This is a genomic window from Brucella pecoris, assembly GCF_006376675.1.
GTDB classification, from domain to species: domain Bacteria; phylum Pseudomonadota; class Alphaproteobacteria; order Rhizobiales; family Rhizobiaceae; genus Brucella; species Brucella pecoris.
This window is the reverse complement of sequence record NZ_VEWK01000004.1, coordinates 393,389-417,940: the sequence shown is the minus strand read 5'-3', so window position 1 is coordinate 417,940 and position 24,552 is coordinate 393,389. Positions and strand designations below refer to the sequence as shown.

Below are 24,552 nucleotides of genomic sequence, written 5' to 3'. Positions count from 1 at the left end.
TGCCAGACCGATATAACCGGAGCGCCGGAAAGATCTAAGGAAGGCATCGCAACATTTCGCCGCAAGGGGTCGATTTCACGATATTCTGTCTGGAATCGTTTTAGAAAACTCTCTATATGAGGGCTACCATGCCAGCGGTCGGCGTGGAAACCATTTTTGGCCGATCTCAACCTGTTGCCAATGAAGACAAAGACTTCAGGGACGCAGGCATCGGGACGGACAGCGGAAATGACTGCACCCGCACCTTGGCGCGTCCTTGAAACGCAGCAGAGGCGTTCGTCCTGGTTTTCCGGCCAGTAGCATAAGGACGAACGCAGTGTCACACATTGACAGCTTCAAATGTCGCAAAACCCTTACCGTCGGCGGTAAGGATTACGTCTATTACAGCCTGACCGAAGCCGAAAAGAACGGCCTGGAAGGCGTTTCCAAGCTTCCATTCTCCATGAAGGTTCTGCTCGAGAACCTGCTCCGCTTCGAGGACGACCGCTCCGTCAAGAAGTCGGACATCGAAGCCGTCGCCAAGTGGCTGAACGACCGCGGTTCTGCGGGCGCTGAAATTGCCTACCGCCCGGCCCGCGTGCTGATGCAGGACTTCACCGGCGTTCCCGCCGTCGTTGACCTTGCCGCCATGCGCGACGGCCTCAAGTCGCTCGGCGGCGATCCGGAAAAGATCAACCCGCTCGTTCCCGTCGATCTCGTCATCGACCATTCGGTCATCGTCGACGAATTCGGCAATCCAAGTGCATTCAAGGCCAATGTGGACCTCGAATATCAGCGCAACGGCGAACGCTACCGCTTCCTGAAGTGGGGCCAGCAGGCATTCAAGAACTTCCGCGTTGTTCCTCCGGGCACCGGCATCTGCCATCAGGTGAACCTCGAATATCTGGCCCAGGCTGTCTGGACCAAGGAAGAAGACGGCGAAACCGTTGCCTATCCCGACACCTGCGTCGGCACCGACAGCCACACCACCATGGTCAACGGCCTTGGCGTTCTGGGTTGGGGCGTCGGCGGCATTGAAGCCGAAGCGGCCATGCTCGGCCAGCCGGTTTCCATGCTTCTGCCAGAAGTCATCGGCTTCCGCCTGACCGGCAAGATCAAGGAAGGCGTGACCGCGACCGACCTCGTTCTCACCGTCACGCAGATGCTGCGCAAGAAGGGCGTTGTCGGCAAGTTCGTCGAATTCTTCGGTGAAGGCCTCGAAAATATGACGCTCGCCGACCGCGCAACCATTGCCAATATGGGTCCGGAATATGGCGCGACCTGCGGCTTCTTCCCGGTTGACCGCGAAACGTTGAACTACATGAACACCACCGGCCGCGACGAGCATCGCATCGAACTGGTCGAAGCTTATTGCCGTGCGCAGGGCATGTGGCGTGACAAGGGTGCAGCCGATCCGGTCTTCACCGACATTCTCGAACTCGACATGGGCGACGTCGTTCCATCGATGGCTGGTCCAAAGCGTCCGGAAGGCCGCATTGCGCTGGAAAACATCGGTTCCGGCTTCGCAACCTCGCTCGAAACGGAATACAAGAAGACCACCGGCCAGACTGCACGTTACGCCGTTGAAGGCGAAGACTACGACCTCGGCCATGGCGATGTGGCGATTGCCGCCATCACGTCGTGCACCAACACCTCGAACCCGAGCGTGCTGATTGCGGCCGGTCTTCTGGCCCGCAACGCAGTTGCCAAGGGCCTCAAGACCAAGCCTTGGGTCAAGACGTCACTTGCTCCCGGCTCTCAGGTGGTTGCCGCCTATCTCGAATCCGCTGGCCTCCAGAAGGATCTCGATGCGCTCGGCTTCAACCTCGTCGGCTTCGGCTGCACGACCTGCATCGGCAATTCCGGTCCGCTGCCTGCACCGATCTCCAAGACGATCAACGAAAAGGGCCTGATCGCGGCTGCCGTTCTGTCCGGCAACCGTAACTTCGAAGGCCGCGTTTCGCCGGACGTGCAGGCAAACTACCTTGCTTCGCCGCCGCTCGTCGTCGCTCACGCTCTTGCCGGTACGGTTACCAAGGACCTGACCAAGGAGCCGCTTGGTGAAGATCAGGACGGCAACCCGGTATTCCTGCGCGACATCTGGCCTTCCTCTCAGGAGATCCAGGAATTCATCGCCAAGAACGTCACCCGCAAGATCTTCTCGGAGAAGTATGCGGACGTGTTCAAGGGCGACGAAAACTGGCAGGCCGTTCAGGTTCCTGCGGGCCAGACCTATGCATGGGACGATGATTCGACCTATGTGCAGAACCCGCCTTACTTCGTCGGTATGGGCAAGTCGGCCGGCACGATCGGCGACGTCAAGGGTGCCCGCATTCTGGGTCTCTTTGGCGACAAGATCACGACCGACCACATTTCGCCCGCCGGTTCCATCAAGGCGCAGTCGCCTGCCGGTAAGTACCTTATCGACCATGGCGTCGGCGTCGCCGACTTCAACCAGTACGGTACGCGTCGCGGCAATCATGAAGTGATGATGCGCGGCACCTTCGCAAACATCCGTATCCGCAACCACATGCTGGGCGAAAACGGACGTGAAGGCGGCTACACCATCCACTACCCGTCGAAGGAAGAAACCTCGATCTATGATGCTGCCATGCAGTACAAGGCCGAGGGCGTTCCGCTCGTCGTCTTCGCAGGCGTCGAATACGGAAACGGTTCCTCGCGTGACTGGGCTGCCAAGGGCACCAACCTGCTCGGCGTCAAGGCCGTGATCGCGCAGTCTTTCGAGCGTATCCACCGTTCCAACCTCGTCGGCATGGGCATTGTGCCTTTCGTCTTCGAGGAAGGCACAAGCTGGCAGACGCTCGGCCTCAAGGGCGACGAAATCGTCACCATCGAAGGTCTTGCCGATGTGCGTCCGCGCCAAAAGGTCGAAGCTTCCATCACCTATGCCGACGGCACGGTGAAGAAGGTTCCGCTCATCTGCCGCATCGATACGCTGGACGAACTCGACTACATGAAGAACGGCGGCATCCTGCAGACCGTTCTGCGCGACCTCGCCGCTTAATCGGCACAGGTTTAAAAATCAGAAGCCGCCGGATTTCTCCGGCGGCTTTTTATTTACAGAAAGCGTTCGGTCGCATTCCATACGTCATTTCAAGGGCCTACTTCTCGTATAAAGTAAATGAAACACACTTGCCTTCAAGCCTCACCGCAACGTGAATTCCTATTGATTGCAGGACTTCTTACATAATAGATGTCAGCGACAATTATTGCAGGATGAAACGAAGTGATACTCCACGCCCCTTTCTATGGGACAGGTCCATGGCTTACCGGCGAACATTTACCCGGCTGGCGTAGCATCTGTGCCGTTCTGGGGCTGGCTTTCACCGGCTGTATCTCCATGCAGGGGCTCGCCAAGGCGCAAGACAACGGCAAGAAAACTGCGGTTCTGGAGCTTTACACCAGCCAGGGCTGTAAGTCCTGCCCCCAGGCTGACCAGAATTTCGCGAAATATGCCGACGATCCCAATGTTCTGGCGCTGTCGTTCCACGTCAATTACTGGGATTATATGGGTTGGCGCGATACGCTTGCCACCCAGGAGAACACCGACCGGCAGAACGCCTATCGCAACTCCTTCAACGCCCGCATGATCTATACGCCGCAAGCGATCATCAACGGAACGGCGGAAGTGAACGGCCGCGACAGCGGCGCCGTTCAGGCGCAGATCGCGGCCAATAAGCTGGATGTGCCGGTTTCGATCACGCAGCTCGATGATGGACGTCTGTCCATCGAAATCGGCGCAGGCAAGAAGCCAAAGGCACCTGTGCATGTCGTGCTGTTCTATTTCCGCGATTCGGTGACCATTCCCATCACGGAAGGTGAAAATGCCGGTGAGGCTGTCACCTATCGCAACACTGTCCGCGATACCAATACAATCGGCATGTGGGACGGCAAGCCATTGAAGATCGAAATCCCCGCTTCGGAACTGAAGCGTAAGGATGTTTCAGGCTGTGCGGTGGTGCTGCAGGAAACGCGTGACGACAATTCGCTCGGGCCCATCCATGGTGCAGCTATGTTCAAGCAGAAGAAGCCGATCGGCCTCTAAGCTTTCTGCGATCCTCGTCGCTCTTCTGCAATTTACAGCGAAAAATGCGTTTCGATCGGATCGAACAGATTTTCATTTGGGCTGATGTCGTGCTGGGCTTCTGGGCGAGTGTTGCAACTTGGTTCAGCGGAGGCTGGAAAAGGTTGGTTCGGCTCGGGCAGTCCTTTGGGCGGGGGGCTTGGGGTCGGACATACCCGAACCGAACCGTCTCAGGCAACGTGTAGATGCTGAAGCCATAATCAGGCTGGAATGCGAAGCTGACAAGGCGAAAATGTGGCCGACAATCACCATTGCAAACAGACATTCTCTTTTCGTGAATAGCTAATACACCACCGCTAATCCCTATTTATTGGGGCTTTTCCCGCAAAATAATTGACCGTCAAAACCAGCCTGCAGAATGCTCCCCTTGAAATTGCTTCATAAAAGCATCACCCTGTTGTCATGCGCCGGTTGGGTTCGCTTCCTCGCCATCGACGAATATCCCTACCGGTTGCGCGCAATTTGTTCTTGAGCGCACACGAACTGGTTTTGGCTTGCGCTCTGCAAAAGGCTGAAAGGAAGGAAATGGATACGTCAAGCGCAGCGAATGAGGATTTGTCATCCCCTTCCCCCTCGTCTGCTTCGCCAAAGGTCGTTCCTCTCGACCATGCGCGACCCGCTCCCATCAGTTTCAACCGGCATGAACTCGGCAAAATCCTGAATATCTACGGCCGCATGGTCTCTTCCGGCGTGTGGCGCGATTACGCCATCGACCATCTGAGCGACCGCGCCGTGTTTTCCATCTTTCGCCGTACAAGTGAGGTACCGCTTTTCCGCATCGAAAAGAATCCAAAGCTGGCGCAGAAGCAGGGTGCTTATTCGGTCATCGCTGCAAGCGGGCTTATCATGAAGCGCGGCCACGAGCTGGAGCGCGTGCTGCGCGTGTTCGACAAGAGCCTCAAACTCGTGGAAAGCTGATCCTCCCTGCATCGATCAACAGGATCATGAAAGCGTCGGCACTCCCGGTCCGATCGAACGTCCGCTATTGAGCGGCAATTGCATCGGAACGGTGTTCAACCAGCGTTCGCGATGAATGTGCCAAGACGTACAGTGTGGCCAGAAGTATCTCGAAAGCTGGTGTGAGTATGATTGCCTCCAGGAGGCTCCAAATCAAAATTGTCGCAACACCTATGAGAATTCCCATCCATATCTCGGAGTGGCGAGCGCGGCTTCCAAGCTCTCTCATAATAATCCAAATGTACACTACATAAGCTGCAATGCCGATAATTCCGAAGTTGACCGCGATCCATAGAACCGAATTATGTGGATTCCAAGTGATGTTGTGGTCCAGCGCCACGAGCGATACGGAACGGGGGGCTCCAATAATTGTATGCAATCCAAGTGCATCGACCCCACTCTGCCAGTATTGGATTCGAGATGCCATTGATGCCGTACCGGGTATAGGGGGCAGTAAATCTCCCCAAACGAACAACGCAATTATCCCAATGCAAATAGCGGCTCCTGCGGTGGCAATTCCTATCACGGGGTTCACCCCTGCCCGTAAAAAATATACCGCCGTCACTGTAAGCAAAAAAACCATTCCAAATCGTGAAAGCGTTATGATGGTAAGAATCGCGAAAAAGCCGGCGATGAATGGAGAACCGGAAAAAAGAGAAACTGAAAATAGAAAGACAAGAAAAACGGCAATATAGTTCGATTGCCCGAGAAAATTTTTGGATTTGTTCTTAATGTCGTAGAATGCTTTATCGACCGCTCCGGAAGAAAATTCTTCTCTGCCCGCAAGGGCTACAGGTTTCTCCTCGATGATTACAGATGTTAAGTTGTCATCTTCGGCAGTACCAATTGCCGCATCTTGAGAAACGCTCGTCAGCGCGGTTGAATCCGCAGCCGTCTGCGAAGATTCAGACTTTGACGCTGCCCGTGGAGGTTGAGCCTGCACAACAACCTGCGGGGACGGAGATTTTTTAAGGGACTCCGCATAGCTTGTCTCTACTTGCGCTGCATTTTGTCCTGGCACAAGAAACAGATTGCTTGGTGCAAAACTGATCATCCCGAGCATGATAATTGAGGTAATCATACCGCCTGAATACATTGCACGCAGCAAAGAGGTTTCCGTTATCTTGGTATTGCGGAGCGCTATTATGGCTGTGCCTGCATATACCAGCGGCATCCATATTGCCATGTCGGATCTGGGACGGAATGCCGGGTTGTTGCGATAGACAGCACACTGCAGCACCATCATTGCCCCGAAGCATAAAAGCGGTATTGCAGCCGTTGGAAAAGGCTTGAAACCGAGCTGTGATCTATCGAATAGAATGAACGGCAGTATGAGCATACTCAACGGCAATGTGATCTTGACCAGCCAAACATCACCCAAAAATATCGCGGCAACAAAAAACATAGATAACCACGGAGAATTGTTTTTTGATATTCTCATTTTCTAATATATACACCCCCACGATACCCGTACCATGAATATAGGATGAGGTTAATAATGTAAATACGATCATCTATTCTATAAGTACTTTCAAATTTATTATATTCAGACAGACTTGTGCAATGACTCCGTAGTGATCCCTGCGCGAGAAAGATTATCTTGGCGGTTGACTCATAAGATCGTAGCCAAATTCGAATTGATGTGAGGAAATTGTCATCACGTTTCTCGTATCGGGCTGCCACGGCGCGAAAGTGTTTGAGTTTATTGAAAAGCCTCTCAGCGGCATTCCGTTGCTTATAGAGCCGGGAAATGACGGCAGGGACATTCGGGCGATTCGGCATAGAGCGACCATCCGCAATGACAAGCGCATGGGTTTGGTTGTCAGGCAGCCGCGCGAACGCCCCATGCAACCGGATCGCTCGTCTTTTTTGACCGTTGGCCGCATGTTGATGGCCACGAGCTGGAGCGCGTGTGGCGCGTGTTCGACAAGAGCCTCAAACTCGTGGAAAGCTGATCCTTCGCTGCAGCGATTAGAGCGCGTTGCGATCTGATTGAATCAGATCGGCGCTCTAAATGTTTGTTTTGAACCGTGCATCCCGAAAACCGTTTCACACTTTTCGGGATGCACTCTAACAGGATCATGAAAGCGGTGGCGTTCCCGGCTCTATTGAGCGGCCACCGTTGAGTGGCAATTGCATCAGTACTGTGTCGAGCCAGCGTCCGTGCTTGAAGCCGGAGCCTTCGATGCGTCCACAATGGGTGAAGCCAAGGCTCTCATGCAGCTTGACCGAACCGATATTGTGTTCGCCGTCGCCGATCATCGCCAGCAATTGCCGGAACCCCAATGCGGAAATGCGCTCGATAAGTTCGCGCAAGAGGAGCTTGCCGATGCCCTTTCCCTTCGCATCCGGAGCGATATAGATCGAATCCTCCGCAAGCCAGCGATAGGCAGGCCTGACGCGGAAATAACTCGCATAGGCATAGCCCAGAACCCTGCCGTCCTCCTCCGCGACGAGGATCGGAAAGCCCTGTTCCACGAATGCTTCAAAACGCTTCACCATTTCGTCCATTGTCGGCGGCTCGATCTCATAGGAGCCGGCGCCGGTCAGAACGGCTTCCGTATAGATTGCGGTGATCGTTTCGATATCGGCAGGCTGAAAATCACGAATGACGGGCATGGGAGGAACCGGAGTAAAGTGTTTTGATGAGGCTTCTACCATGCATCAGCAATCATATGGACAAAAGCAAAAAGGGCAGCGTTTCCGCTGCCCTTTTATTCAGTCGCTCTTCTGCCAATTAGTCGCGATTACCCATGAACTGCAGCAGGAACATGAACATGTTGATGAAGTCGAGGTAGAGACGCAGCGCGCCCATGACGACCTTGCGACCATGCGTATCCGAAGAATCGCCTTCGTAGTACATTTCCTTGATCGACTGCGTGTCGTAGGCGGTGAGGCCTGCGAAGATCAGAACGCCGATCACCGAGATCGCGAACTGCAGCGCGGTGGAACCGAGGAAGATGTTGACGACCGATGCGATGATGAGGCCGAACAGACCCATCATCAGGAACGAGCCCATGGCGGACAGGTCGCGCTTGGTCGTGTAACCGTAGAGCGACAGCGCACCGAAGGAGGCAGCCGTCACGAAGAAGGTGCGGACGATGCTCTGGCCGGTGAAGACCAGGAAGATCGACGACAGCGACAGGCCGACGAGAGCTGCATAGCCCCAGAAGACGGCGTTAGCGGTCGAGACCGAAAGACGCTCGATGCGGAAGCTCAGGAAGAACACTGCCGCGAGCGGCGCAAGCATCACAACCCAGCGAAGCGGGGACGTGTAGAGCGCCACACCGAGACCGGTGAGCATCTTGCCGTTAGCAAGCTGCGCGACGGCTGCGGACGGGTCCGTGGTCGTTGCGAGTGCTGCAACGGCAAATGCGGCAAGGCCGGTAACGGCCAAGCCGATAGCCATCATGTTATAAACGCCGAGCATATAGCTGCGCAGGCCCTGATCGATGCCTGCATCAGCACGAGCGCCGCCTACCGGCCTCTGCTGCGCCTGAATATTGCGAAAGTCAGCCATGACTTAAATCCTCTTGCCATGTCCCGTCCGGTGTCGGGGCGCTCAAAAGGCCGAGCCGCCGCCAGGCGCCGCTGGCGGGACCCCAGCATGCCTGCCTGACATTATGGGGATTTCGGCCTTCGCGTACAAGTACCACCTGTAAAAAAACGTGATGCGCGGAATTGTATTCTAAAACACATTACCCATGCGATCCAAAGGGTTAAGCCTCACATTAAAAATGCTTCATATCGTTCTCAACACTTGGGCAGGCTTCTGGCCGAGAACGCGCCATGTCCCTGCCAGGCCAAAACCGACGGTCAGCACGAGCGCTATGGCAACAGTCATCAGCGCGACATCGGGCAGGAAGCTTGCTTTCAGCTTCATGATTTCCACCACGACATACCAGCCCGCCACACTGCCCGCGACGAGTGCAAAGAGCGCAGTCGCAAGCCCAAGCAGCATATATTCAAGCACATAGGCCGTAATCAGCGTGCCGCGCGTCGCACCCAGCGTCTTCAGCACCACCGCATCGTGAACACGGGCGCGGTTACCGGCTGCGAGCGCCCCGCCCAGCACCAGAACCGATGCCGCCAGAGCGATTGAGGCCGCAGCACGAATGGCGGTGGCAAGCTGGCTGATCAGATCGTTGGCGACATTCAGCGCATCGGTCACACTGACGGTGGTGACGGCGGGCCATGTCTTGGTGACCTGCCGCAGCACATCAGGCGCAAGGTTCTTCTGGCTGTCGGGAATGGTGAGTGTCGCCAGCCACGTCGCAGGCGCACCGGCAAAGGTATTGGGCGAAAACACCATAACGAAGTTCATCGCAAGCGTTTCCCACTGAACCTGACGGAAACTTGCGATCTTCGCGGTGATGTTGCGGCCGAGCACGTTGACCGTCACCGTATCGCCGAGCTTGAGGCCCAGTTCCTTGCCCTCGCGCTCCGCGAAGGATACCAGCGGTTCGCCGCTATAATCGGTAGGCCACCATTCGCCCTCGCTCAGCGTCGAGTTATCCGGCACCTTGTCGGCAAAGGTTATGCCGCGGTCGCCGCGCAGCACCCAGGCTGCTTCCGGCGGGATGGTCATGTCGCGCACATTGGTGCCATTGAAGGCAACGATGCGCCCGCGCAGCATCGGACCCGAAGTAAGCTTGCCGTCGGGCACGATGCCGCTCACAAGCTTGCTAAAATCGCCGATGTCGCGGTTTTGTATATCGACGAAGAAGAAATCGGGGGCCTGCGCCGGAATATTTTCCGTGACCTGGCGGCGCAGATTGCCGTCGATCAGCGCGATTGCCACCATCAGCGTCAGGCCGAGGCCCAGCGAAAGCACCACCGAAGGCGTGAGCGCGCCGGGCCGATGGATGTTGCCGACCGCAAGCCGAAGCGCTGTCGAACGCACGCGCGGAACCCGGCGGGCAAGCCAGCGTATGCCATCGGCGACAAGCCGCAGCACACCAAAGGCCGCGATGGCCGAAACGATGAAGATCGCCGCAATGCGCCGGTCATAGGCCACGTAAAGCGCCAGCCCGGCGAGTGCAGCAATCAGCAAAACCGCAAGGCCGAGATAAAGCAGCGGCGGCAGACCGCGCTGCTCGAAACCCTGTTCGCGGAAAAGCGCCGTCGCGGGAATATCGCGGGCACGACCGAGCGGAATGATCGCAAAGGCAAGCGTGGTGATGAGGCCGAAGACGGCGGCAAGCGCCAGCGCGCCGGGAAAGAAACCGCCGCCACCGACAACCGGCAGATAATTGGCGAGCGCCATTGCGGCTGCAAAGGGAATGATTGCCGCCAGTATCAGCCCGAGAACAATGCCGATCAGGCCGATCACCATGATCTGCGTGAGGTACACCAGCACCGCGAAGCGCGCGGGCGCGCCGAGCGACTTGAAGGTGGCGATCACGCCGCGCTTGCCATCGAGATAGGCGCGCACCGCATTGGCGACGCCGACACCGCCGACGATCAGTGCTGTCAGGCCGACCAGCGTCAGGAATTGCGAGAAGCGTTCGATATTGGCGCTCAGCGCTGGCGCGGCATTGGCGCGGGAGCGAATGTTCCAGCCTGCATCGGGGAAATCAGCGGCAGCCTGCCGCCTGACGTCGGCAATTGCTGCATCCGGCGCACCATTCGGCAAGGCAACCTTGTAGATATGATCGACAAGACTACCGGGCTGGATGAGGCCGGAAGCACGAAGGCCATCGAGTGAAACCAGAAAGCGCGGCGCAAAATTGAAACCCGACGAAAGCAGGTCCGGTTCGCTCTCGATCAGGCCGCGCAATTCAAACGTCTGCGAGCCGAGCAGCACCTTTGCGCCCAGCGACAAGTCCATACGATTGAGAAAATCCTGGCTGACGGCGGCGCCATAGATGCCGTCCTTGTCGCCGGTCATATCGGCCAGAGATTGCTGCGGCTCAACCTTCAACTGACCATAGAGCGGATAGGCGGCATCGACCGCCTTCACCTCGACCAGCGACTGGTCGGAGCCATCGGGCATACGCGCCATGGAGCGCATCGTGGCGCTCTCGGCCATTCTGCCCTGCTTTTCGATGAAGGCGCGCTCTTCCACTGTGGCTTCGCGCTGATTGAGCGCAAAGCTGACATCGCCGCCGAGAATGCTCTGACCTTCCGAAGCGATGCCGGTGCTGACCGACCGCGCCACTGAATTGACGCCACCGATGGCGGCAACGCCAAGCGCGATACAGGCGAGGAAAATATAGAAGCCGGACAGGCCGCCGCGCATTTCACGCAGCGCAAAGCGGAGAGCAAGCGAGAACGACTTTGTTGCACTCATGCGCCAGCCGCCAGCGATTCGAGAACGGAGCCGCCCTGTGCAGGCTCCTCGATCCGGCCCGAGCGCACCGGGATTTCGATGTCGCAGCGCGCCGCAAGCGCCGGGTCATGCGTGACAAGCACCATGGTGAGGCCGTTTTCACGCTGCTTGGCGAACAGAAGATCGGCAATCTGGCGACCCGTCGTGGTGTCGAGATTACCGGTCGGCTCATCCGCAATCAGGATTTTCGGTGACGGCGCAAGCGCGCGGGCAATCGCAACGCGCTGCTGTTCGCCGCCGGAAAGCTCGGATGGATAATGCGTGAGGCGCTCGCCGAGCCCGACGGCGCGCAATTCACGTTCGGCCACCTCGAAAGCATCTCTGCGCCCGGCAAGTTCCAGCGGCACAGCGACATTTTCGAGCGCGGTCATGTTGGGAATGAGATGAAACGACTGGAACACGATGCCGATATTGGCGCCACGGAAAGCGGCGGCCTGATCTTCGCTCATCTGGCTGATCGTCCGACCGGCAATCTTCACAGTTCCGTTATCGACGTGCTCCAGACCGGCCAGAACCATCAGCAGCGTGGACTTGCCGGAACCAGACGGACCAACGATGCCAGCCGACTGTCCTTGCGCAATATGAAGGGAAACGCCCTTCAGCACATGCACCGATGAGGCGGCGTGACCAAGGGTTAGATGAACGTTCTCAAGTTCGATAATCGGGCCAACAACCTGTTCCGTCACGCGGTTTTTATCCTATATGAATATTCAGAACCAAACAGCGCGCCACAAATTTGAACTTATGTTGCGCCAATTATTGAAGAGAAGTCCGGCGGGCCAGTTGCCCACAGCCCCTCAAATATGGGTTTTCGACGATGCGTTTCAAACTCTCAATTCCGGTATGGCTCCCGATTTTTGCGGCGATTGCGTCTTTTATGGCGGCAAGCCCCATCATTGCGGTAAGCGCGCAGGAAGACCCGACCGGTCTTGAAGACGCCCTGCCGACCGAGCAATTGTCGCAAGTGAGAATCGTCGGCTTCGGCGACAGCCTCATGGCGGGTTATCTGCTGCCGTCCAATGCCGCCTTTCCGCAGCAGCTTGAAAGGGCGCTCAACGACAAGGGTGTCGAGGTTTCGATCGAGAATGCGGGCGTGTCGGGCGACACGACCACGGGCGGGCTTTCACGCATCGACTGGTCGATCCCCGATGGAACCGATCTTGTTATTCTTGAACTCGGTGCGAATGACGCGCTGCGCGGCATCGAACCCGACATTACCGAAAAGAACCTTGACGAAATGCTGGCGCGCCTGAAGCAGCGCGGCATCTCGGTCATTCTTGCCGGCATGATGGCTCCGCCCAACATGGGCAAGGACTATGCCGCCAAGTTCAACCCGATTTATCCAAAGCTGGCACAGAAATATGACGTGCCGCTCTACCCGTTTTTCCTCGACGGCGTAGCAACCAGGAAGGATTTTCTGCTCGAGGATGGGATGCACCCCAATGAAAAGGGCGTCGAAACGATGGTGTCCAACTTTATGCCCACGATCGAAAAGAGCCTGACAGAAATACAAAACAAGGGGACATCGGGAGGCTGACGCCGGTCGGGAGCATAAACAGCTTGCTCCCGGACTCAAACTTTGATTCGCTGAGTTTGCATCGGCAAATATCGAATCATCTTCGATGGAACGATGCACTGACTCTCTAAGCTAGAGTGTCCTTTATGCATCCTTTGGATGCCCGGCGCTCTGGCATGGAACGCTTCGAGGAGGATGCCTTATGCCGCGTCTTTTCACTGCCCTCGAAATCCCGCGCGACGCCGCGCTTTCGCTCTCGTTGTTGCGAGGCGGTCTCCCCGGCGCACGCTGGATTGATGTCGAAAACTACCACATAACGCTGCGTTTTATCGGAGATGTGGAAGGCCACGTGGCCGACGAGATCGCCAATGCGCTGGATCGCGTGCGGCGGCCTGAATTCATGCTCAACCTGTCGGGCGTCAATGCTTTCGGCTCCAAAAAGCCGCACAGCATCTATGCGGGTGTATCCCCCTCGCCTGACCTCAACGCTTTGCAGGCGGAAATCGAACGTATCTGCCAGCGGCTTCACATTCCCGCCGACCCGCGCAAGTTCACGCCCCATGTGACACTGGCGCGGTTGAGAAATCCCCGCATCGAGGATGTGGTGCACTATCTCTCCTCACGCGGCAACTTCGCGACGCTGCCCTTCAAGGTGGGACGGTTCGTGCTGATGTCGTCACGCGATTCCGTCGGTGGCGGACCCTACATCGTGGAGGAAGCCTGGCCTTTGGTTGCCCGTTCCGGCCAAAATTGGTCGGCAAATGCGATGGAAGCCGCCAGAACCATCCGGTAAACCTTTTCGAAATCTCCGGTCCCGCCATAATAGGGATCGGGGATTTCAACCGCCCGCCCTTCGGCAATCTCGGTGAAAAGCCCGATATGCGCGCTTGCATTTGCAGGCTGTCGCTCAGCGATCATCCGCATATTGTAGCGGTCCATCCCTAGGATCAGATCGAAACGGCTGAAATCGGCTGCGATCAACTGTCGACAGCGCTGCGTGGAAATATCGAGACCGTGGCGCGCTGCAACACTGATGGAGCGTTCATCCGGTTCCTCGCCGGTATGGTAACCGTTGGTTCCGGCAGAATCGACCATCACATGGCGGATGCCGCGCTTTTCCAGCACATGCCCCATAACGCCTTCGGCAAGCGGAGAACGGCAGATATTGCCTGCACAGACGAAAAGAATGCTGGTCGGAACTGATGTGGTCACGGAACTCTCGCGCTCATGATAAGTTAGTTCAGGAACCGCAACATAGGCGAAAGACGATGGCACGCAACCGGCTGACGGAAAACGAACTGAATGAAGCGCTCAACGAACTGGATGGATGGCAGAAGGTCGACGGACGCGAGGCGATTGCCAAAAGCTTCAAGTTCAAGGATTTCAATGCCGCCTTCGGTTTCATGACACGCGCAGCGCTCCATGCGGAAAAGCTCGACCATCACCCTGAATGGTTCAATGTCTACAACCGCGTCGATGTCACGCTTGCAACCCATAGCGAGAACGGCATTACGGAACTCGACATCAAGCTTGCGCGCAAGATGAATGCTATAGTCTGATCTCACAGCTTTGAAATATAGACGTAAATCTTGCGGCGTTCGTAGTTGAAACTACCATCAGGGTTGCGGCTCGAATAGGGAAGAATACGGGTCAGATTAACGCGATCCTGCCAGTTTTGCCCGAGTTTGCCGCCATGGACGCCGCGGATATGAACATCGCCAAGCGAAATGGCGGCATGGAAGATGTGCCCAGCCTGAACGTCGTAAAATCCGATTGCCTGACCGAACGGCAGCGCCGAATAGCCGTTCCATTGTTCACCCGCCCTGAAATTCAAGATGGGTATCCAGTTCTGGCTGGACGTGCCGCGCAGCGTATTGAGCGAAATTCCGGCACCGAAGAGAAACCGCAGATAGACGGCGGCATCGTAGCATCCCGCCTCGAACAGATCGACGGTGATGTAATTATCTTCGCTTCCAGAGGCCAACAACTGGTTGCCGCGAAACAGCCGTGTTGAACGGTCGCTGCGGATGAAGTTTTCCCCATAGCCGGTCAGATGCATCAAAACCTCCATTCATTCGGCACGGCCCATTCAGCAATGGACCATGGTGGGACCATCGCGCCCGAAGCGCTTCGGGAGCGATCCGGTCGAATCTGTATTTTGGGGATTTGACGAGAGCGTTGTAGCTGATGGTTCTTGCAGGTGACCGGGTGATGGAATCATCGTGGTCTTGCAAGGGCAGCAAAAACTCCCCATTTTTAACCGGTCACAACCGCATTCGATGATTGGAATCGGGACGACAGGAGTTGAACGAGAATGGATGATGTCAGAATCGGTGAAATCCTCGAACCCGGAAACGAGAGCGAATTCAAGAAGCGCAGCGAACGGGTGAAGAACGGATTCTGGAAGGCCGCGCGCCGCGCCGGTCGCATGGTACCGTTCATGGATGAGGTGGTTGCAGCCTATTACTGCGCGCTCGACCAGAAGACACCGACCCGCGTGCGCATGACGCTGATGGCCGCACTTGCCTATTTCGTCCTGCCATTCGACGCCATTCCCGATATTCTGGCTGGTATCGGCTTCACAGACGACGTTGCCGTGCTGATGGCGGCGCTGACCGCCGTTCGTGCCCACATCACGCCTGCGCACCGGCTCGCCGCCCGGCAGGCACTCGAGGATGAGGGAGTAAGGGAGTAAGGGAGTAAGGGAGTAAGGGAGTAAGGGAGTAAGGGAGTAAGGGAGTAAGGGAGGCTGTTCACAGCTATGTGATCGTGACAACCCTGCATCACTTACGCCCGTTTTCACCCTTATTTTCCTATTCCCGTACTCCCCTATTCCCTTATTCCCTTTTTAACATACTGCCTTAATCTCCTACTGCCCTACTGCCTTATCCTCACGAACAAACTCTCGCCGCTTTCTTTTAATTCAACTGGAACCAAGGGATGGCGGGGCGACTTAGCTGCTCATTCAAGTTTTCTTTCGAAACTTCACCGTTTGGTAACCCAGATTAAGGCAATTTAATCGGCAACTGAGCGGGACGGCGTGATGAACGGCGGCATCCCGATATTCAAGTTTGAAGCAAACGAAAGAGAACCGGTAAAAACCAATGCTTGGAAAATCGATCGTCGCGGCTTCTGTGTTCATGATTGGGATGGCGGGCTCGGCACTCGCCCAGACCCCGAGCCAGATCAGCCAGTTCAACGCCTGGGGCGCCTACAGCTATCAGTCGGGCAACGGCAAGGTCTGTTATGTCCTCTCCGTACCGACCCAGAAGGCTCCGGCCAATGTCGATCACGGTGACAACTTCTTCCTCGTGAGCCAGAAGCCCGGCCAGAACATCTCGTTCGAACCCCAATTCATGGCCGGTTACGACCTCAACACCAATGCCAAGGTCGTCGTCTCCATCGGCAACCGCAACTTCAACATGTTCGTCAACGGCAAGTCCGGCTGGATGGAGAATGCGGCGGAAGAGCCGCAGCTCATCGCAGCCATGCGCGGCGGTTCGGAAATGAAGGTGCAGGCACAGTCGAAGCGCGGCACCAAAACCAATTACACCTATTCGCTAAAGGGTATTTCGGATGCGCTGAAAGCCATCCAGAAGTGCAAATAATCCACGCGATTGGAAGTCTTTCAAAGCCGGGTGCACAACCCGGCTTTTGATTTTATAGCTTCGCTCCCCGCCGTCCTGCATACAGACCGGATTTCATGTGGCCGGATTCATGTGGGATGACGAATGCGATATTGTGTGCTAAGAGCGCGCGCAACAGGGGTCGCAAAGCCAAGTGCCGGACCCTATTTATCCATGCATTCGGGCCAGATTATCTGGCGAAGCTTATCGACGCGCTTCAGCCGTCGTCTCCAACAGTTGAAAACAGATGTCTATTTCGTTCGACCTTACCATTGATGATACGCGCGACCAGCTTGCCCGCCATGCGCGCGCCAGCCTGGAGGCAAAGCCGTCGCTTATCGGCATGTCGCGCGAGGAAATGGCCGAAGCGCTGATAAAGGTCGGCGTGCCGGAGCGGCAGACGAAAATGCGCATCAGCCAGCTTTGGCACTGGCTCTATGTGCGCGGCGTTTCCGATTTCGCCGACATGCGCAATATTTCCAAGGATTTGCGCAGCCTTCTGGCGCAGCATTTCACCATTGCGCGCCCGGAAGTGGTCGAGGAACAGATTTCGCAGGACGGCACCCGCAAGTGGCTGTTCCGTTTTCCACCGCGCGGCGCAGGCCGCCCGGTCGAAATCGAATGCGTCTATATTCCCGAAGAAGGTCGCGGAACGCTGTGCATTTCCAGCCAGGTTGGCTGCACGCTGACCTGCTCTTTTTGCCATACCGGCACGCAGAAGCTGGTGCGCAATCTGACCTCGGAAGAAATTCTGGCGCAGCTTTTGACCGCCCGCGACCGGCTCGGCGATTTCCCGGACAAGGATACGCCCGACGGTGCCATGGTTCCCGCCGAAGGCCGCAAGATCACCAATGTCGTGATGATGGGCATGGGCGAGCCGCTCTATAATTTCGAGGAAGTGAAGAAGGCCCTGCTGATCGCCTCCGATGGCGACGGCCTGTCTCTCTCCAAGCGCCGCATCACGCTTTCGACCTCCGGTGTCGTGCCGGAAATCTATCGCACCGGCGACGAGATCGGCGTCATGCTTGCCATTTCGCTGCATGCCGTGCGCGACGAGTTGCGCGACATTCTGGTGCCGATCAACAAGAAGTATCCACTGGAACAGCTCATCAAGGCTTGTCGCGAATATCCGGGCCTGTCCAATGCCAAGCGCATCACCTTCGAATATGTGATGCTGAAGGACATCAATGACAGCCTTGAGGATGCCAAGCTTCTGGTGAAGCTTTTGCAGGGCATTCCGGCCAAGATCAACCTGATCCCGTTCAACCCCTGGCCTGGCACGAATTACCAGTGCTCGGAGTGGGAACAGATCGAGAAATTTGCCGATTATGTGAACGCGGCTGGCTATGCATCACCGATCCGCACGCCGCGCGGCCGCGACATCCTTGCTGCCTGCGGCCAGCTTAAGTCGGAATCGGAGCGCATGCGCAAGAGCGAACGCCTTGCGCTCGAAGCCATGATGATTGCCGGGCATGGTGAGTAAACCGATGGGTGAGCGCGCTTGAACGATACTTTCGACTACATAACGCGCTTCGTCATCATCGTGTTCGGCTATTGCTGTAGCGTATTGGTGGCTGGCTGGTTTCTGGCCGCCATCCTTTTCCGCACCCTTGGGGTCGATTCCTTCATGAACGATTTCGTCATGATGGCGAGCGATATAGACACCGGTTCACTTTGGGCTGCTACCAGCTTCTGGAGCGCTGTTTTCGTCGGCGGCTTCGTTCTTGCCGCGATGGCTGGCGGGTTCAGCTTTGTGCCAGCTCTCATCCTCATCATTCTGGCTGAGGCGCGCGGTTACAAGTCGTCGCTGTTCTACTGCGTTGCGGGTGCCCTGATCGGGCTTGCCGCCGCAGGCGCATCGCTTCCGTTCAGCGATGGTCGGAGCGTGCCCGAAAGTTCGCTCTGGATCGCAGCCATTGCAGGCGCCGGTGTCGTCGGCAGCTTCGTCTACTGGCTGTTGGCCGGGCGCAATGCCGGACGGCTTTTAACCCGCCCGGCTGAATAGGCGATTTATTTTGCCTGTGCGGTGATGATCTTCAGCGCGAAGGCCGAGAATACGCCCGCAAACATCCAGTCCACGATGCGCGTCACAGTCGGGTTCTTCTTGAGGAGTCCGGCGAAACGATCTGCCGCCACCACCATCGGAATGGTGAAGGGCAGCGCCATCGGAATGAATGACAGGCCGAGGAAGAACAATTTGCCCATGGCATGCGGGTCATGTGCGGAGACGAACTGCGGCAGAAAGGTCATGTTGAACAGGATGATCTTCGGGTTCAGAAGATTGATGCCGAGGCCGGTCAACCAGTTCTGGAACAGCGTATGCTTCTTGCCACCATTCTTTTCCGGCGAGAAGGCCGAGCCCTTGCGGATCGCCTGCACGGCCAGCCAGACCAGATAGCCAGCCCCCACCACTTTCAGCGCCGTAAAGGCTGCAGGCGAAGCCAGAATGAGCGCCGAAAGGCCGAGCGCCACCATGGTGGTGTGAATGACGATGCCGGTGCTGGCGCCCGCCATGCAGGCAAAGCCTGCGGCCTTGCCTTCGGAAAGGGCGCGCCCGACGAAAAGCGTCATGTCAGGACCGGGCGTGATGGAAAGGATCGCGGTTGCTATCGCGAACTGGACAAAGATCGTCCATTCGGGAATGAAGGTCAGGTTTGTCAGAAAAGACATCGAAATGTGCTCCAAGAGATGGCGCACGCTAGAATAATTTCCCGGCAAATGAAACAGTCGAATGGAGGTAGAAATGCTGCTGATCATAGGGACCGTCCGCCTGCCGCCGGAAAACCTTGCAAAAGCGCGCGAGGCCATGCAGCGCATGATCTCGGCCAGTCGGGCGGAGGATGGCTGCGTGGATTATGGCTATGCCGCTGACATTCTCGAGCCGGGCCTCGTCCATGTGAAGGAGATGTGGCGCGACCGTGCTTCGCTCGACCGGCATTTCGCCTCCGCCCATATTGCCGAATGGCGCGCGGCATGGCCTGAGCTTGGTATAGGCGACCGCAATCTCGTTGTTTATGAAGTCGGCAAGCCGCAGGCTACATGATACCGCATCAGTTTTAGCGATAAGTCGCAGCCCTTCGGCTTGCACGCGGCTTGGCAACTGATAAAAGACTTGCGGATATATCTGTTGGAGTTCCCGCTCCAACCGGCACCGCATCAGACGGAAGTGAACTATGAGCAAGTGGAAAGACGTTAAGAAAGTCGTTCTCGCCTATTCGGGCGGCCTCGACACCTCGATCATCCTGAAGTGGCTTCAGACGGAATTGGGCGCGGAAGTCGTGACCTTTACTGCCGATCTGGGCCAGGGTGAAGAACTTGAGCCAGCCCGCAAGAAGGCGGAAATGCTGGGCATCAAGGAAATCTTCATCGAGGACGTACGCGAAGAATTCGTGCGCGATTTCGTCTTCCCGATGTTCCGCGCCAATGCCGTCTATGAAGGCGTCTATCTGCTCGGCACCTCGATCGCCCGTCCGCTGATCTCCAAGCATCTCATCGAGATTGCCAGGAAGACCGGCGCAGACGCCATCGCGCACGGCGCGACCGGCAAGGGCAACGACCAGGTTCGTTTCGAGCTTTCGGCCTATGCGTTGAACCCGGACATCAAGATCATCGCCCCATGGCGCGACTGGTCGTTCAAGAGCCGCACGCATCTGCTCGAATTCGCCGAACAGCACCAGATCCCGGTTGCCAAGGACAAGAAGGGCGAAGCGCCGTTCTCCGTCGACGCCAACCTGCTGCACTCCTCGTCCGAGGGCAAGGTTCTGGAAGATCCGGCTGTCGAGGCGCCGGAATATGTGCATATGCGCACCATTTCGCCGGAAACCGCGCCCGACAAGGCAACGATCATCAAGATCGGCTTTGAAAAGGGCGATGCCGTTTCGATCAATGGCGAGCGCCTGTCGCCTGCCACGCTTCTAGCCAAGCTCAACGACTATGGCCGTGACAACGGCATCGGTCGTCTCGACCTCGTGGAAAACCGCTTCGTCGGCATGAAGTCGCGCGGTGTCTACGAAACGCCGGGCGGCACGATCCTGCTGGCTGCCCACCGTGCCATCGAATCGATCACGCTTGACCGTGGTGCGGCGCACCTGAAAGACGAGCTGATGCCGCGCTATGCGGAACTCATCTATTACGGCTTCTGGTTCTCGCCGGAACGCGAAATGCTGCAGGCGGCAATCGATCACAGCCAGCGCCATGTCGAAGGCGAAGTCACGCTCAAGCTCTACAAGGGCAATGTGATGGTGATCGGCCGCGAATCCGACAAGTCGCTCTATTCCGACAAGCTCGTCACCTTCGAAGACGATCAGGGCGCTTACGACCAGAAAGACGCAGCAGGCTTCATCAAGCTCAATGCATTGCGCCTGCGCACACTTGCTGCGCGCGACCGCAAATAAGCATCGCTAATCCAAACAAAAGCCCGCCTTCCGGCGGGCTTTTTTTATAGCAGGACGTGAATTTTGTCTTTTTATCTGGCCCTGCCTGCCTGCATTCTGCTTGGCATTTATCTGTTGGTGCGCTGCACTTCCATCCTGTGGAAAGTGATTGCGCCTGATGTCCGTCATCGCTTTGCAGGCGACACAGAGCCACACATCTTTCATTTGCCGAAAGCCGGGCGATACGCGATCAATATCGTATTTCCGCCGTTCACCGTTCTCACCGGAACAGCTTATTTCTCAACACAGTTTGCCATCAAGGCGCGCGCGACCGGCGCCCCGATCGCCTATCATTCCACAAGCCGTTTCCTGTTGAGCGTCAGGCGGACGGATATGCGCGGCTATGCTTCTCACGCTTTGGGTCATTTCGACTGCACGGCACCCGGCGATTACGAAATCACCTGCCTGACACCTGAAAAGATCAGGGCGAATTTCCAGATGGAAATAACGCCCCATATTTCGTTCCTGAAACTCGCGCCTGTCATCGCAGGGACTATTCTTGCCGCTGGAATGAGCGTGGGCGGGACGATTGTCTTTGTGCTCTGGATGGCTGGCAGGATCGGATGAGATTCAAGCTGCGTGTTTCACACCAGCGAGCATCTTTTCCTCACCGGGGCGCAAGGTCAGCACCCGCACGCCATTCGAGGTGACCGCAACCGTATGCTCAAACTGCGCTGACAGTTTTCCATCACGCGTCACCACCGTCCAGCCGTCCTTTTCGGTCTTCACCTTGGCCGTTCCCTGATTGAGCATCGGTTCGATGGTGAACACCATGCCTTCGCGCAAACGAACGCCGGTGCCGGGCTTGCCGAAATGCAAAACCTGCGGTTCCTCGTGCATCTCGCGACCGATACCGTGGCCGCAATATTCCCGCACGATGCTGTAATCATGCCGCTTGGCGTGGCGCTCGATGGCATGGCCAATGTCACCCAAAGTCGCGCCGGGTCGCACGGCTGCAATCCCCTTCCACAATGCCTCATAGGTCACACGGACCAGCCGCGAGGCAAAGGGAGCAACCTCACCGACCATATAGGTCTTGCTGGAATCGGCGATATAGCCCTCCTTTTCCAGCGTGATATCGAAGTTGATGATTTCGCCGTTTTCAATGATCTCGTCATTCGACGGCATGCCATGGCAGACGACTTCGTTCTTTGAAGCATTCAGCACATAGGGATAGTCATATTGCCCCTTGCTGGCAGGCCGCGCCTGCAGTTGCCGGGTAATGTAATCCTCGACCAGATCATTGACCTGCATCGTGGTCATGCCCGCCAGCGGCGTGCGGTCGAGAAGTGCAAAAACGGAGGCGAGCAGCGCGCCGGATGCCGCCATTTTCTCCACTTCGGCAGGTGTCTTGGTCATGACGACTGCACCGCCAGAACCGGCAGCTCGACCTGCGCTGCACGCAACTGCATCTGCACGATCTCGTTGAACGACAGGTCGGGATGGGCCTGCGCCAGCATGCCGATCTTCATCCAGTATTCAGCCTGCGCATTGATCGAACGGCACATGACATCACTCGCCTTGCGCAGTTCCTCATGCAGTTCGTCACCGATTTTCACGATACCCATAGCATTGTCCAGACCATACGATTCATATATGGATCATATATAAACCGTATATATCTATCGATCAAGCTCCCCTGATTTTCACTTGAACATTCAAAACCGCTTGCTTTTAGTATGGCGCCATATTATATGTCGCCATATGGAAATAATCGAACAAAAGCATCGCGCCCTTCTGGGCGAAACGGAGCGCCGGCACAGCCCGTCCATCGGCGCGCTGAAAGTCTGCTTTGAGGTTTTGTCGCTTGCTGCGGCCATTGACCGGGATTGCGCCAACCGGCTTGCACCGCACAAGCTTTCGGAAGGCAAGTTCGTCCTGCTGTTTCTGCTGCACGATGCGCCCGACGGCCTCTCGCCGCACGAGCTTTCAGAACGCGCAGGTGTCACGCGCGCCACCATCACCGGCCTGCTGGACGGGCTGGAGCGCGATGGTTTCCTCAAGCGCCGCGCGGATAGCGAGGACCGCCGCAAGCTGATTGTCCGGCTGACATCCGAAGGTTCGTTGCTGGCGCAACAACTTTTCGAAGAACACACCGCATGGATTGCAAGCCTGATGAGCGACCTCTCGACAGGCGAACAGCAACTTCTCAGCACCTTGCTGCGTCGCATCTGGAGTCGCACCGATGCCGGTCGCTCTTTCAAGATCAATGCAACCCTAAGGGATATGACATGACCTATTACCTCGCCGAGCTTTATTCCCCGAAATCAAGCTGGTGCGCGCTTGATGTTGAAGGCAGGCAGGCCTTCTTTGAAAAAGTCGGTGCGGGTATGGGCGGTCTTGCGGCGCTCGGTATCGAGGCTTTGGCATTAGGTCCCGTCGACGCGACAAAGCCTTTTGCACCCGACCAGCGTTTCTTCGCCATCTGGCGTTTCCCGGACGAAGCAGCTCTCGACATGCTGATTACCGGAATCACCGCCACCGGCTGGCATGATTATTTCGACACCATCAATGCGGCTGGTGCTGGCACCGACCTTCCCGGCCATCTGGCGCAACTGGCAGGCGTGCCTTTCAGGGAAGCCGCCTGATCCAAAACCGCTATCGCGATGATAGAGCGTATCCCGAAAAGTGTGAAACGCCTATGCAAGGAAATCAGTCCACTGGACTGATTTCTGATCCCGCTTGACTCTTGCCTCGCTCGATTCAATACTAGAACATATAGAGAACAAAAGATGGAATCTAGACGTGAGCGGCATCGACATCGCGGCGCTGCGGCGCATGGTTACGACCATAGAAGGTAACGATCCGCAAGGTAGTTTTGCAAATCAGGGACAAACGGGCTTCGGGCGCGCGCGCAGTTTCACGCTCGGCCTTGCCGGGGCCGATGCCGCCTTTCCGCATGGCCTGGCGGGCGATGCGCTGCATGAGGTTTTTGCCGAAAACCCCGGTGCGCATATGGCCGCGACCGGCTTTGCGCTCGCTTTTGCCGCCCGTGCAGCAGAAGGTGTTACAGAGCCTCGCCGCCCGATCATCTGGATCGAGGAAGAAAGCGCCGCAAGTGAATATGGCGGGCTTTATCCGCCGGGGCTTCATGCCTTCGGGATCGACCCGTCGCGTCTTCTGATCGTGCGCTGCCCCACGGCACAGGATGTCCTGAAGGCAGCAAACGATGCGCTGGAAGCCGGAAGCGGCGGCAAGGCCTCGCATCTTGTTTCCGGCGTCGTCGCCTCGGTGACAGGCCAGCCGAAATGTCTCGACCTGACCGCTTCGCGTCGTCTGCTTCTTGCAACAGAAATCGCGCAACTGCCTGTCATCCTGCTCAGGAGCCACCGCACAGGCGTGCAGAGCGCTGCCGTCAGCCGCTGGCGGGTGGCGCCTGCGCCTTCGCGCTCCAGCGGAGCAAACGCGCCGGGAAAGCCCGCCTTTTCCACCGTTCTGGAGCGCAACCGCCACGGCACATGCGGGCAATGGATCATGGAATGGAACAATGAAACCCTTGAATTTGGTGCCAATGAACGCGACGGCAGAACGCTTGTTTCTCGCCCTCTGGTTTCCGTTTCTGCCGACCGACCGGCTTCGCAGCAGCGCTCCGCCTGATGGCAAAC

General features: G+C 56.9%; 26 protein-coding genes. 16 read left to right on the top strand and 10 right to left on the bottom strand.

Features of this window, described 5'->3' with window-relative positions; all coding sequences use genetic code 11:
- The first annotated feature begins 316 nt into the window (after window positions 1-316).
- The 3 genes from acnA (at window position 317) to FIB18_RS10975 (ending at window position 5,002) form a co-directional block, all read left to right on the top strand.
- Window positions 317-3,004, top strand: a complete 2,688-nt coding sequence (gene acnA / locus FIB18_RS10985; RefSeq protein ID WP_140020727.1) for an aconitate hydratase AcnA — start codon at window positions 317-319, stop codon at window positions 3,002-3,004.
- Window positions 3,005-3,310: 306 nt separating this feature from the next.
- A complete protein-coding gene (locus tag FIB18_RS10980) occupies window positions 3,311-4,045 on the top strand; it encodes a DUF1223 domain-containing protein (protein ID WP_140020777.1) in 735 nt (244 codons plus the stop codon).
- A 564-nt stretch (window positions 4,046-4,609) separates the two neighbouring features.
- Window positions 4,610-5,002, top strand: a complete 393-nt coding sequence (locus FIB18_RS10975; RefSeq protein ID WP_140020726.1) for a DUF2794 domain-containing protein — start codon at window positions 4,610-4,612, stop codon at window positions 5,000-5,002.
- 64 nt (window positions 5,003-5,066) lie between these two features.
- On the opposite strand, the gene FIB18_RS24815 is transcribed toward FIB18_RS10975, so the two are convergent.
- The 5 genes from FIB18_RS24815 to FIB18_RS10940 form a co-directional block, all read right to left on the bottom strand.
- A complete protein-coding gene (locus FIB18_RS24815) occupies window positions 5,067-6,446 on the bottom strand; it encodes an O-antigen ligase family protein (protein ID WP_158295703.1) in 1,380 nt (459 codons plus the stop codon).
- A 674-nt stretch (window positions 6,447-7,120) separates the two neighbouring features.
- Window positions 7,121-7,660: a GNAT family N-acetyltransferase gene (locus FIB18_RS10955; protein ID WP_140020723.1), complete on the bottom strand. Its 540-nt coding sequence runs from the start codon at window positions 7,658-7,660 to the stop codon at window positions 7,121-7,123.
- Between the two features lie 118 nt (window positions 7,661-7,778).
- Complete coding sequence (locus FIB18_RS10950) at window positions 7,779-8,561, bottom strand: Bax inhibitor-1/YccA family protein (RefSeq protein WP_061344779.1); 783 nt, start codon at window positions 8,559-8,561, stop codon at window positions 7,779-7,781.
- A gap of 222 nt (window positions 8,562-8,783) precedes the next feature.
- Window positions 8,784-11,333: an ABC transporter permease gene (locus FIB18_RS10945; protein WP_140020722.1), complete on the bottom strand. Its 2,550-nt coding sequence runs from the start codon at window positions 11,331-11,333 to the stop codon at window positions 8,784-8,786.
- Window positions 11,330-12,058, bottom strand: a complete 729-nt coding sequence (locus FIB18_RS10940; protein ID WP_140020721.1) for an ABC transporter ATP-binding protein — start codon at window positions 12,056-12,058, stop codon at window positions 11,330-11,332. The genes FIB18_RS10945 and FIB18_RS10940 overlap by 4 nt, the downstream gene beginning before the upstream one ends.
- Before the next feature lie 131 nt (window positions 12,059-12,189).
- Between FIB18_RS10940 and FIB18_RS10935 the strand changes: the two genes are divergently transcribed.
- Both FIB18_RS10935 and thpR read left to right on the top strand, forming a co-directional pair.
- Window positions 12,190-12,909, top strand: a complete 720-nt coding sequence (locus FIB18_RS10935) for an arylesterase (protein WP_140020720.1) — start codon at window positions 12,190-12,192, stop codon at window positions 12,907-12,909.
- Between the two features lie 181 nt (window positions 12,910-13,090).
- The gene (thpR, locus tag FIB18_RS10930) at window positions 13,091-13,681 is read left to right on the top strand and encodes an RNA 2',3'-cyclic phosphodiesterase (RefSeq protein WP_140020719.1); all 591 of its coding nucleotides are present in this window, start codon (window positions 13,091-13,093) and stop codon (window positions 13,679-13,681) included.
- Here thpR and FIB18_RS10925 read toward each other — a convergent pair.
- On the bottom strand, window positions 13,591-14,100 hold the full coding sequence (locus FIB18_RS10925) for a low molecular weight protein-tyrosine-phosphatase (RefSeq protein WP_235894871.1): 510 nt from the start codon (window positions 14,098-14,100) through the stop codon (window positions 13,591-13,593). The genes thpR and FIB18_RS10925 overlap by 91 nt on opposite strands.
- Before the next feature lie 56 nt (window positions 14,101-14,156).
- Between FIB18_RS10925 and FIB18_RS10920 the strand changes: the two genes are divergently transcribed.
- Entirely contained in the window at window positions 14,157-14,447 is a 291-nt protein-coding gene (locus tag FIB18_RS10920; RefSeq protein WP_140020718.1) for a 4a-hydroxytetrahydrobiopterin dehydratase, read from the top strand.
- Between the two features lie 2 nt (window positions 14,448-14,449).
- Here FIB18_RS10920 and FIB18_RS10915 read toward each other — a convergent pair whose 3' ends face one another.
- A complete protein-coding gene (locus tag FIB18_RS10915; protein ID WP_235894870.1) occupies window positions 14,450-14,947 on the bottom strand; it encodes a hypothetical protein in 498 nt (165 codons plus the stop codon).
- Between the two features lie 255 nt (window positions 14,948-15,202).
- On the opposite strand from FIB18_RS10915, the gene FIB18_RS10910 reads away from it, so the two are divergent.
- The 4 genes from FIB18_RS10910 (at window position 15,203) to FIB18_RS10895 (ending at window position 18,519) form a co-directional block, all read left to right on the top strand.
- Window positions 15,203-15,583, top strand: a complete 381-nt coding sequence (locus FIB18_RS10910; RefSeq protein WP_140020716.1) for a YkvA family protein — start codon at window positions 15,203-15,205, stop codon at window positions 15,581-15,583.
- Window positions 15,584-15,992: 409 nt separating this feature from the next.
- The gene (locus FIB18_RS10905; RefSeq protein WP_010657895.1) at window positions 15,993-16,496 is read left to right on the top strand and encodes an invasion associated locus B family protein; all 504 of its coding nucleotides are present in this window, start codon (window positions 15,993-15,995) and stop codon (window positions 16,494-16,496) included.
- Between the two features lie 265 nt (window positions 16,497-16,761).
- Window positions 16,762-17,997: a 23S rRNA (adenine(2503)-C(2))-methyltransferase RlmN gene (gene rlmN / locus FIB18_RS10900; protein ID WP_140020715.1), complete on the top strand. Its 1,236-nt coding sequence runs from the start codon at window positions 16,762-16,764 to the stop codon at window positions 17,995-17,997.
- 18 nt (window positions 17,998-18,015) lie between these two features.
- Entirely contained in the window at window positions 18,016-18,519 is a 504-nt protein-coding gene (locus FIB18_RS10895) for a hypothetical protein (protein ID WP_140020714.1), read from the top strand.
- Between the two features lie 5 nt (window positions 18,520-18,524).
- Here FIB18_RS10895 and FIB18_RS10890 read toward each other — a convergent pair whose 3' ends face one another.
- Window positions 18,525-19,184, bottom strand: a complete 660-nt coding sequence (locus FIB18_RS10890) for a LysE family translocator (RefSeq protein WP_010657892.1) — start codon at window positions 19,182-19,184, stop codon at window positions 18,525-18,527.
- Window positions 19,185-19,257: 73 nt separating this feature from the next.
- On the opposite strand from FIB18_RS10890, the gene FIB18_RS10885 reads away from it, so the two are divergent.
- From FIB18_RS10885 to FIB18_RS10870, 3 genes are all read left to right on the top strand, one after another.
- The gene (locus FIB18_RS10885) at window positions 19,258-19,557 is read left to right on the top strand and encodes a putative quinol monooxygenase (RefSeq protein WP_140020713.1); all 300 of its coding nucleotides are present in this window, start codon (window positions 19,258-19,260) and stop codon (window positions 19,555-19,557) included.
- A gap of 130 nt (window positions 19,558-19,687) precedes the next feature.
- Window positions 19,688-20,908 carry an argininosuccinate synthase gene (locus FIB18_RS10875; protein ID WP_040129026.1) on the top strand — a complete coding sequence of 407 codons (1,221 nt, stop codon included), beginning with the start codon at window positions 19,688-19,690 and terminating at the stop codon, window positions 20,906-20,908.
- Window positions 20,909-20,971: 63 nt separating this feature from the next.
- Window positions 20,972-21,514, top strand: coding sequence for a hypothetical protein (locus FIB18_RS10870; RefSeq protein WP_235894869.1), 543 nt, complete (start codon window positions 20,972-20,974; stop codon window positions 21,512-21,514).
- Between the two features lie 3 nt (window positions 21,515-21,517).
- On the opposite strand, the gene map is transcribed toward FIB18_RS10870, so the two are convergent.
- Together map and FIB18_RS10860 are read right to left on the bottom strand one after the other, a co-directional pair.
- Window positions 21,518-22,306 carry a type I methionyl aminopeptidase gene (gene map / locus FIB18_RS10865; protein ID WP_140020712.1) on the bottom strand — a complete coding sequence of 263 codons (789 nt, stop codon included), beginning with the start codon at window positions 22,304-22,306 and terminating at the stop codon, window positions 21,518-21,520.
- Complete coding sequence (locus FIB18_RS10860) at window positions 22,303-22,515, bottom strand: ParD-like family protein (protein WP_140020711.1); 213 nt, start codon at window positions 22,513-22,515, stop codon at window positions 22,303-22,305. The genes map and FIB18_RS10860 overlap by 4 nt, the downstream gene beginning before the upstream one ends.
- A gap of 136 nt (window positions 22,516-22,651) precedes the next feature.
- Between FIB18_RS10860 and FIB18_RS10855 the strand changes: the two genes are divergently transcribed.
- The 3 genes from FIB18_RS10855 to FIB18_RS10845 all read left to right on the top strand — a co-directional run bounded on the left by FIB18_RS10855 (window position 22,652) and on the right by FIB18_RS10845 (window position 24,544).
- On the top strand, window positions 22,652-23,182 hold the full coding sequence (locus FIB18_RS10855) for a MarR family winged helix-turn-helix transcriptional regulator (protein ID WP_140020710.1): 531 nt from the start codon (window positions 22,652-22,654) through the stop codon (window positions 23,180-23,182).
- Window positions 23,179-23,535: a DUF6616 family protein gene (locus FIB18_RS10850; RefSeq protein WP_140020709.1), complete on the top strand. Its 357-nt coding sequence runs from the start codon at window positions 23,179-23,181 to the stop codon at window positions 23,533-23,535. The genes FIB18_RS10855 and FIB18_RS10850 overlap by 4 nt, the downstream gene beginning before the upstream one ends.
- Before the next feature lie 157 nt (window positions 23,536-23,692).
- Window positions 23,693-24,544: an ImuA family protein gene (locus tag FIB18_RS10845; protein ID WP_140020708.1), complete on the top strand. Its 852-nt coding sequence runs from the start codon at window positions 23,693-23,695 to the stop codon at window positions 24,542-24,544.
- Window positions 24,545-24,552: the final 8 nt, after the last annotated feature.

What these genes read in the sequence shown, in the direction of transcription:
- thpR (WP_140020719.1), top strand. Translation starts at nt 13,091, where the DNA reads ATGCCGCGTCTTTTCACTGCCCTCGAAATCCCGCGCGACGCCGCGCTT.
- FIB18_RS10945 (WP_140020722.1), bottom strand. Translation starts at nt 11,333, where the DNA reads ATGAGTGCAACAAAGTCGTTCTCGCTTGCTCTCCGCTTTGCGCTGCGT.
- FIB18_RS10935 (WP_140020720.1), top strand. Translation starts at nt 12,190, where the DNA reads ATGCGTTTCAAACTCTCAATTCCGGTATGGCTCCCGATTTTTGCGGCG.
- FIB18_RS10885 (WP_140020713.1), top strand. Translation starts at nt 19,258, where the DNA reads ATGCTGCTGATCATAGGGACCGTCCGCCTGCCGCCGGAAAACCTTGCA.
- FIB18_RS10905 (WP_010657895.1), top strand. Translation starts at nt 15,993, where the DNA reads ATGCTTGGAAAATCGATCGTCGCGGCTTCTGTGTTCATGATTGGGATG.
- FIB18_RS10915 (WP_235894870.1), bottom strand. Translation starts at nt 14,947, where the DNA reads ATGCATCTGACCGGCTATGGGGAAAACTTCATCCGCAGCGACCGTTCA.
- FIB18_RS10855 (WP_140020710.1), top strand. Translation starts at nt 22,652, where the DNA reads ATGGAAATAATCGAACAAAAGCATCGCGCCCTTCTGGGCGAAACGGAG.
- FIB18_RS10860 (WP_140020711.1), bottom strand. Translation starts at nt 22,515, where the DNA reads ATGGGTATCGTGAAAATCGGTGACGAACTGCATGAGGAACTGCGCAAG.
- FIB18_RS10975 (WP_140020726.1), top strand. Translation starts at nt 4,610, where the DNA reads ATGGATACGTCAAGCGCAGCGAATGAGGATTTGTCATCCCCTTCCCCC.
- FIB18_RS10910 (WP_140020716.1), top strand. Translation starts at nt 15,203, where the DNA reads ATGGATGATGTCAGAATCGGTGAAATCCTCGAACCCGGAAACGAGAGC.
- FIB18_RS24815 (WP_158295703.1), bottom strand. Translation starts at nt 6,446, where the DNA reads ATGTTTTTTGTTGCCGCGATATTTTTGGGTGATGTTTGGCTGGTCAAG.
- map (WP_140020712.1), bottom strand. Translation starts at nt 22,306, where the DNA reads ATGACCAAGACACCTGCCGAAGTGGAGAAAATGGCGGCATCCGGCGCG.
- FIB18_RS10850 (WP_140020709.1), top strand. Translation starts at nt 23,179, where the DNA reads ATGACCTATTACCTCGCCGAGCTTTATTCCCCGAAATCAAGCTGGTGC.
- rlmN (WP_140020715.1), top strand. Translation starts at nt 16,762, where the DNA reads ATGTCTATTTCGTTCGACCTTACCATTGATGATACGCGCGACCAGCTT.
- FIB18_RS10920 (WP_140020718.1), top strand. Translation starts at nt 14,157, where the DNA reads ATGGCACGCAACCGGCTGACGGAAAACGAACTGAATGAAGCGCTCAAC.
- FIB18_RS10955 (WP_140020723.1), bottom strand. Translation starts at nt 7,660, where the DNA reads ATGCCCGTCATTCGTGATTTTCAGCCTGCCGATATCGAAACGATCACC.
- FIB18_RS10875 (WP_040129026.1), top strand. Translation starts at nt 19,688, where the DNA reads ATGAGCAAGTGGAAAGACGTTAAGAAAGTCGTTCTCGCCTATTCGGGC.
- FIB18_RS10950 (WP_061344779.1), bottom strand. Translation starts at nt 8,561, where the DNA reads ATGGCTGACTTTCGCAATATTCAGGCGCAGCAGAGGCCGGTAGGCGGC.
- FIB18_RS10890 (WP_010657892.1), bottom strand. Translation starts at nt 19,184, where the DNA reads ATGTCTTTTCTGACAAACCTGACCTTCATTCCCGAATGGACGATCTTT.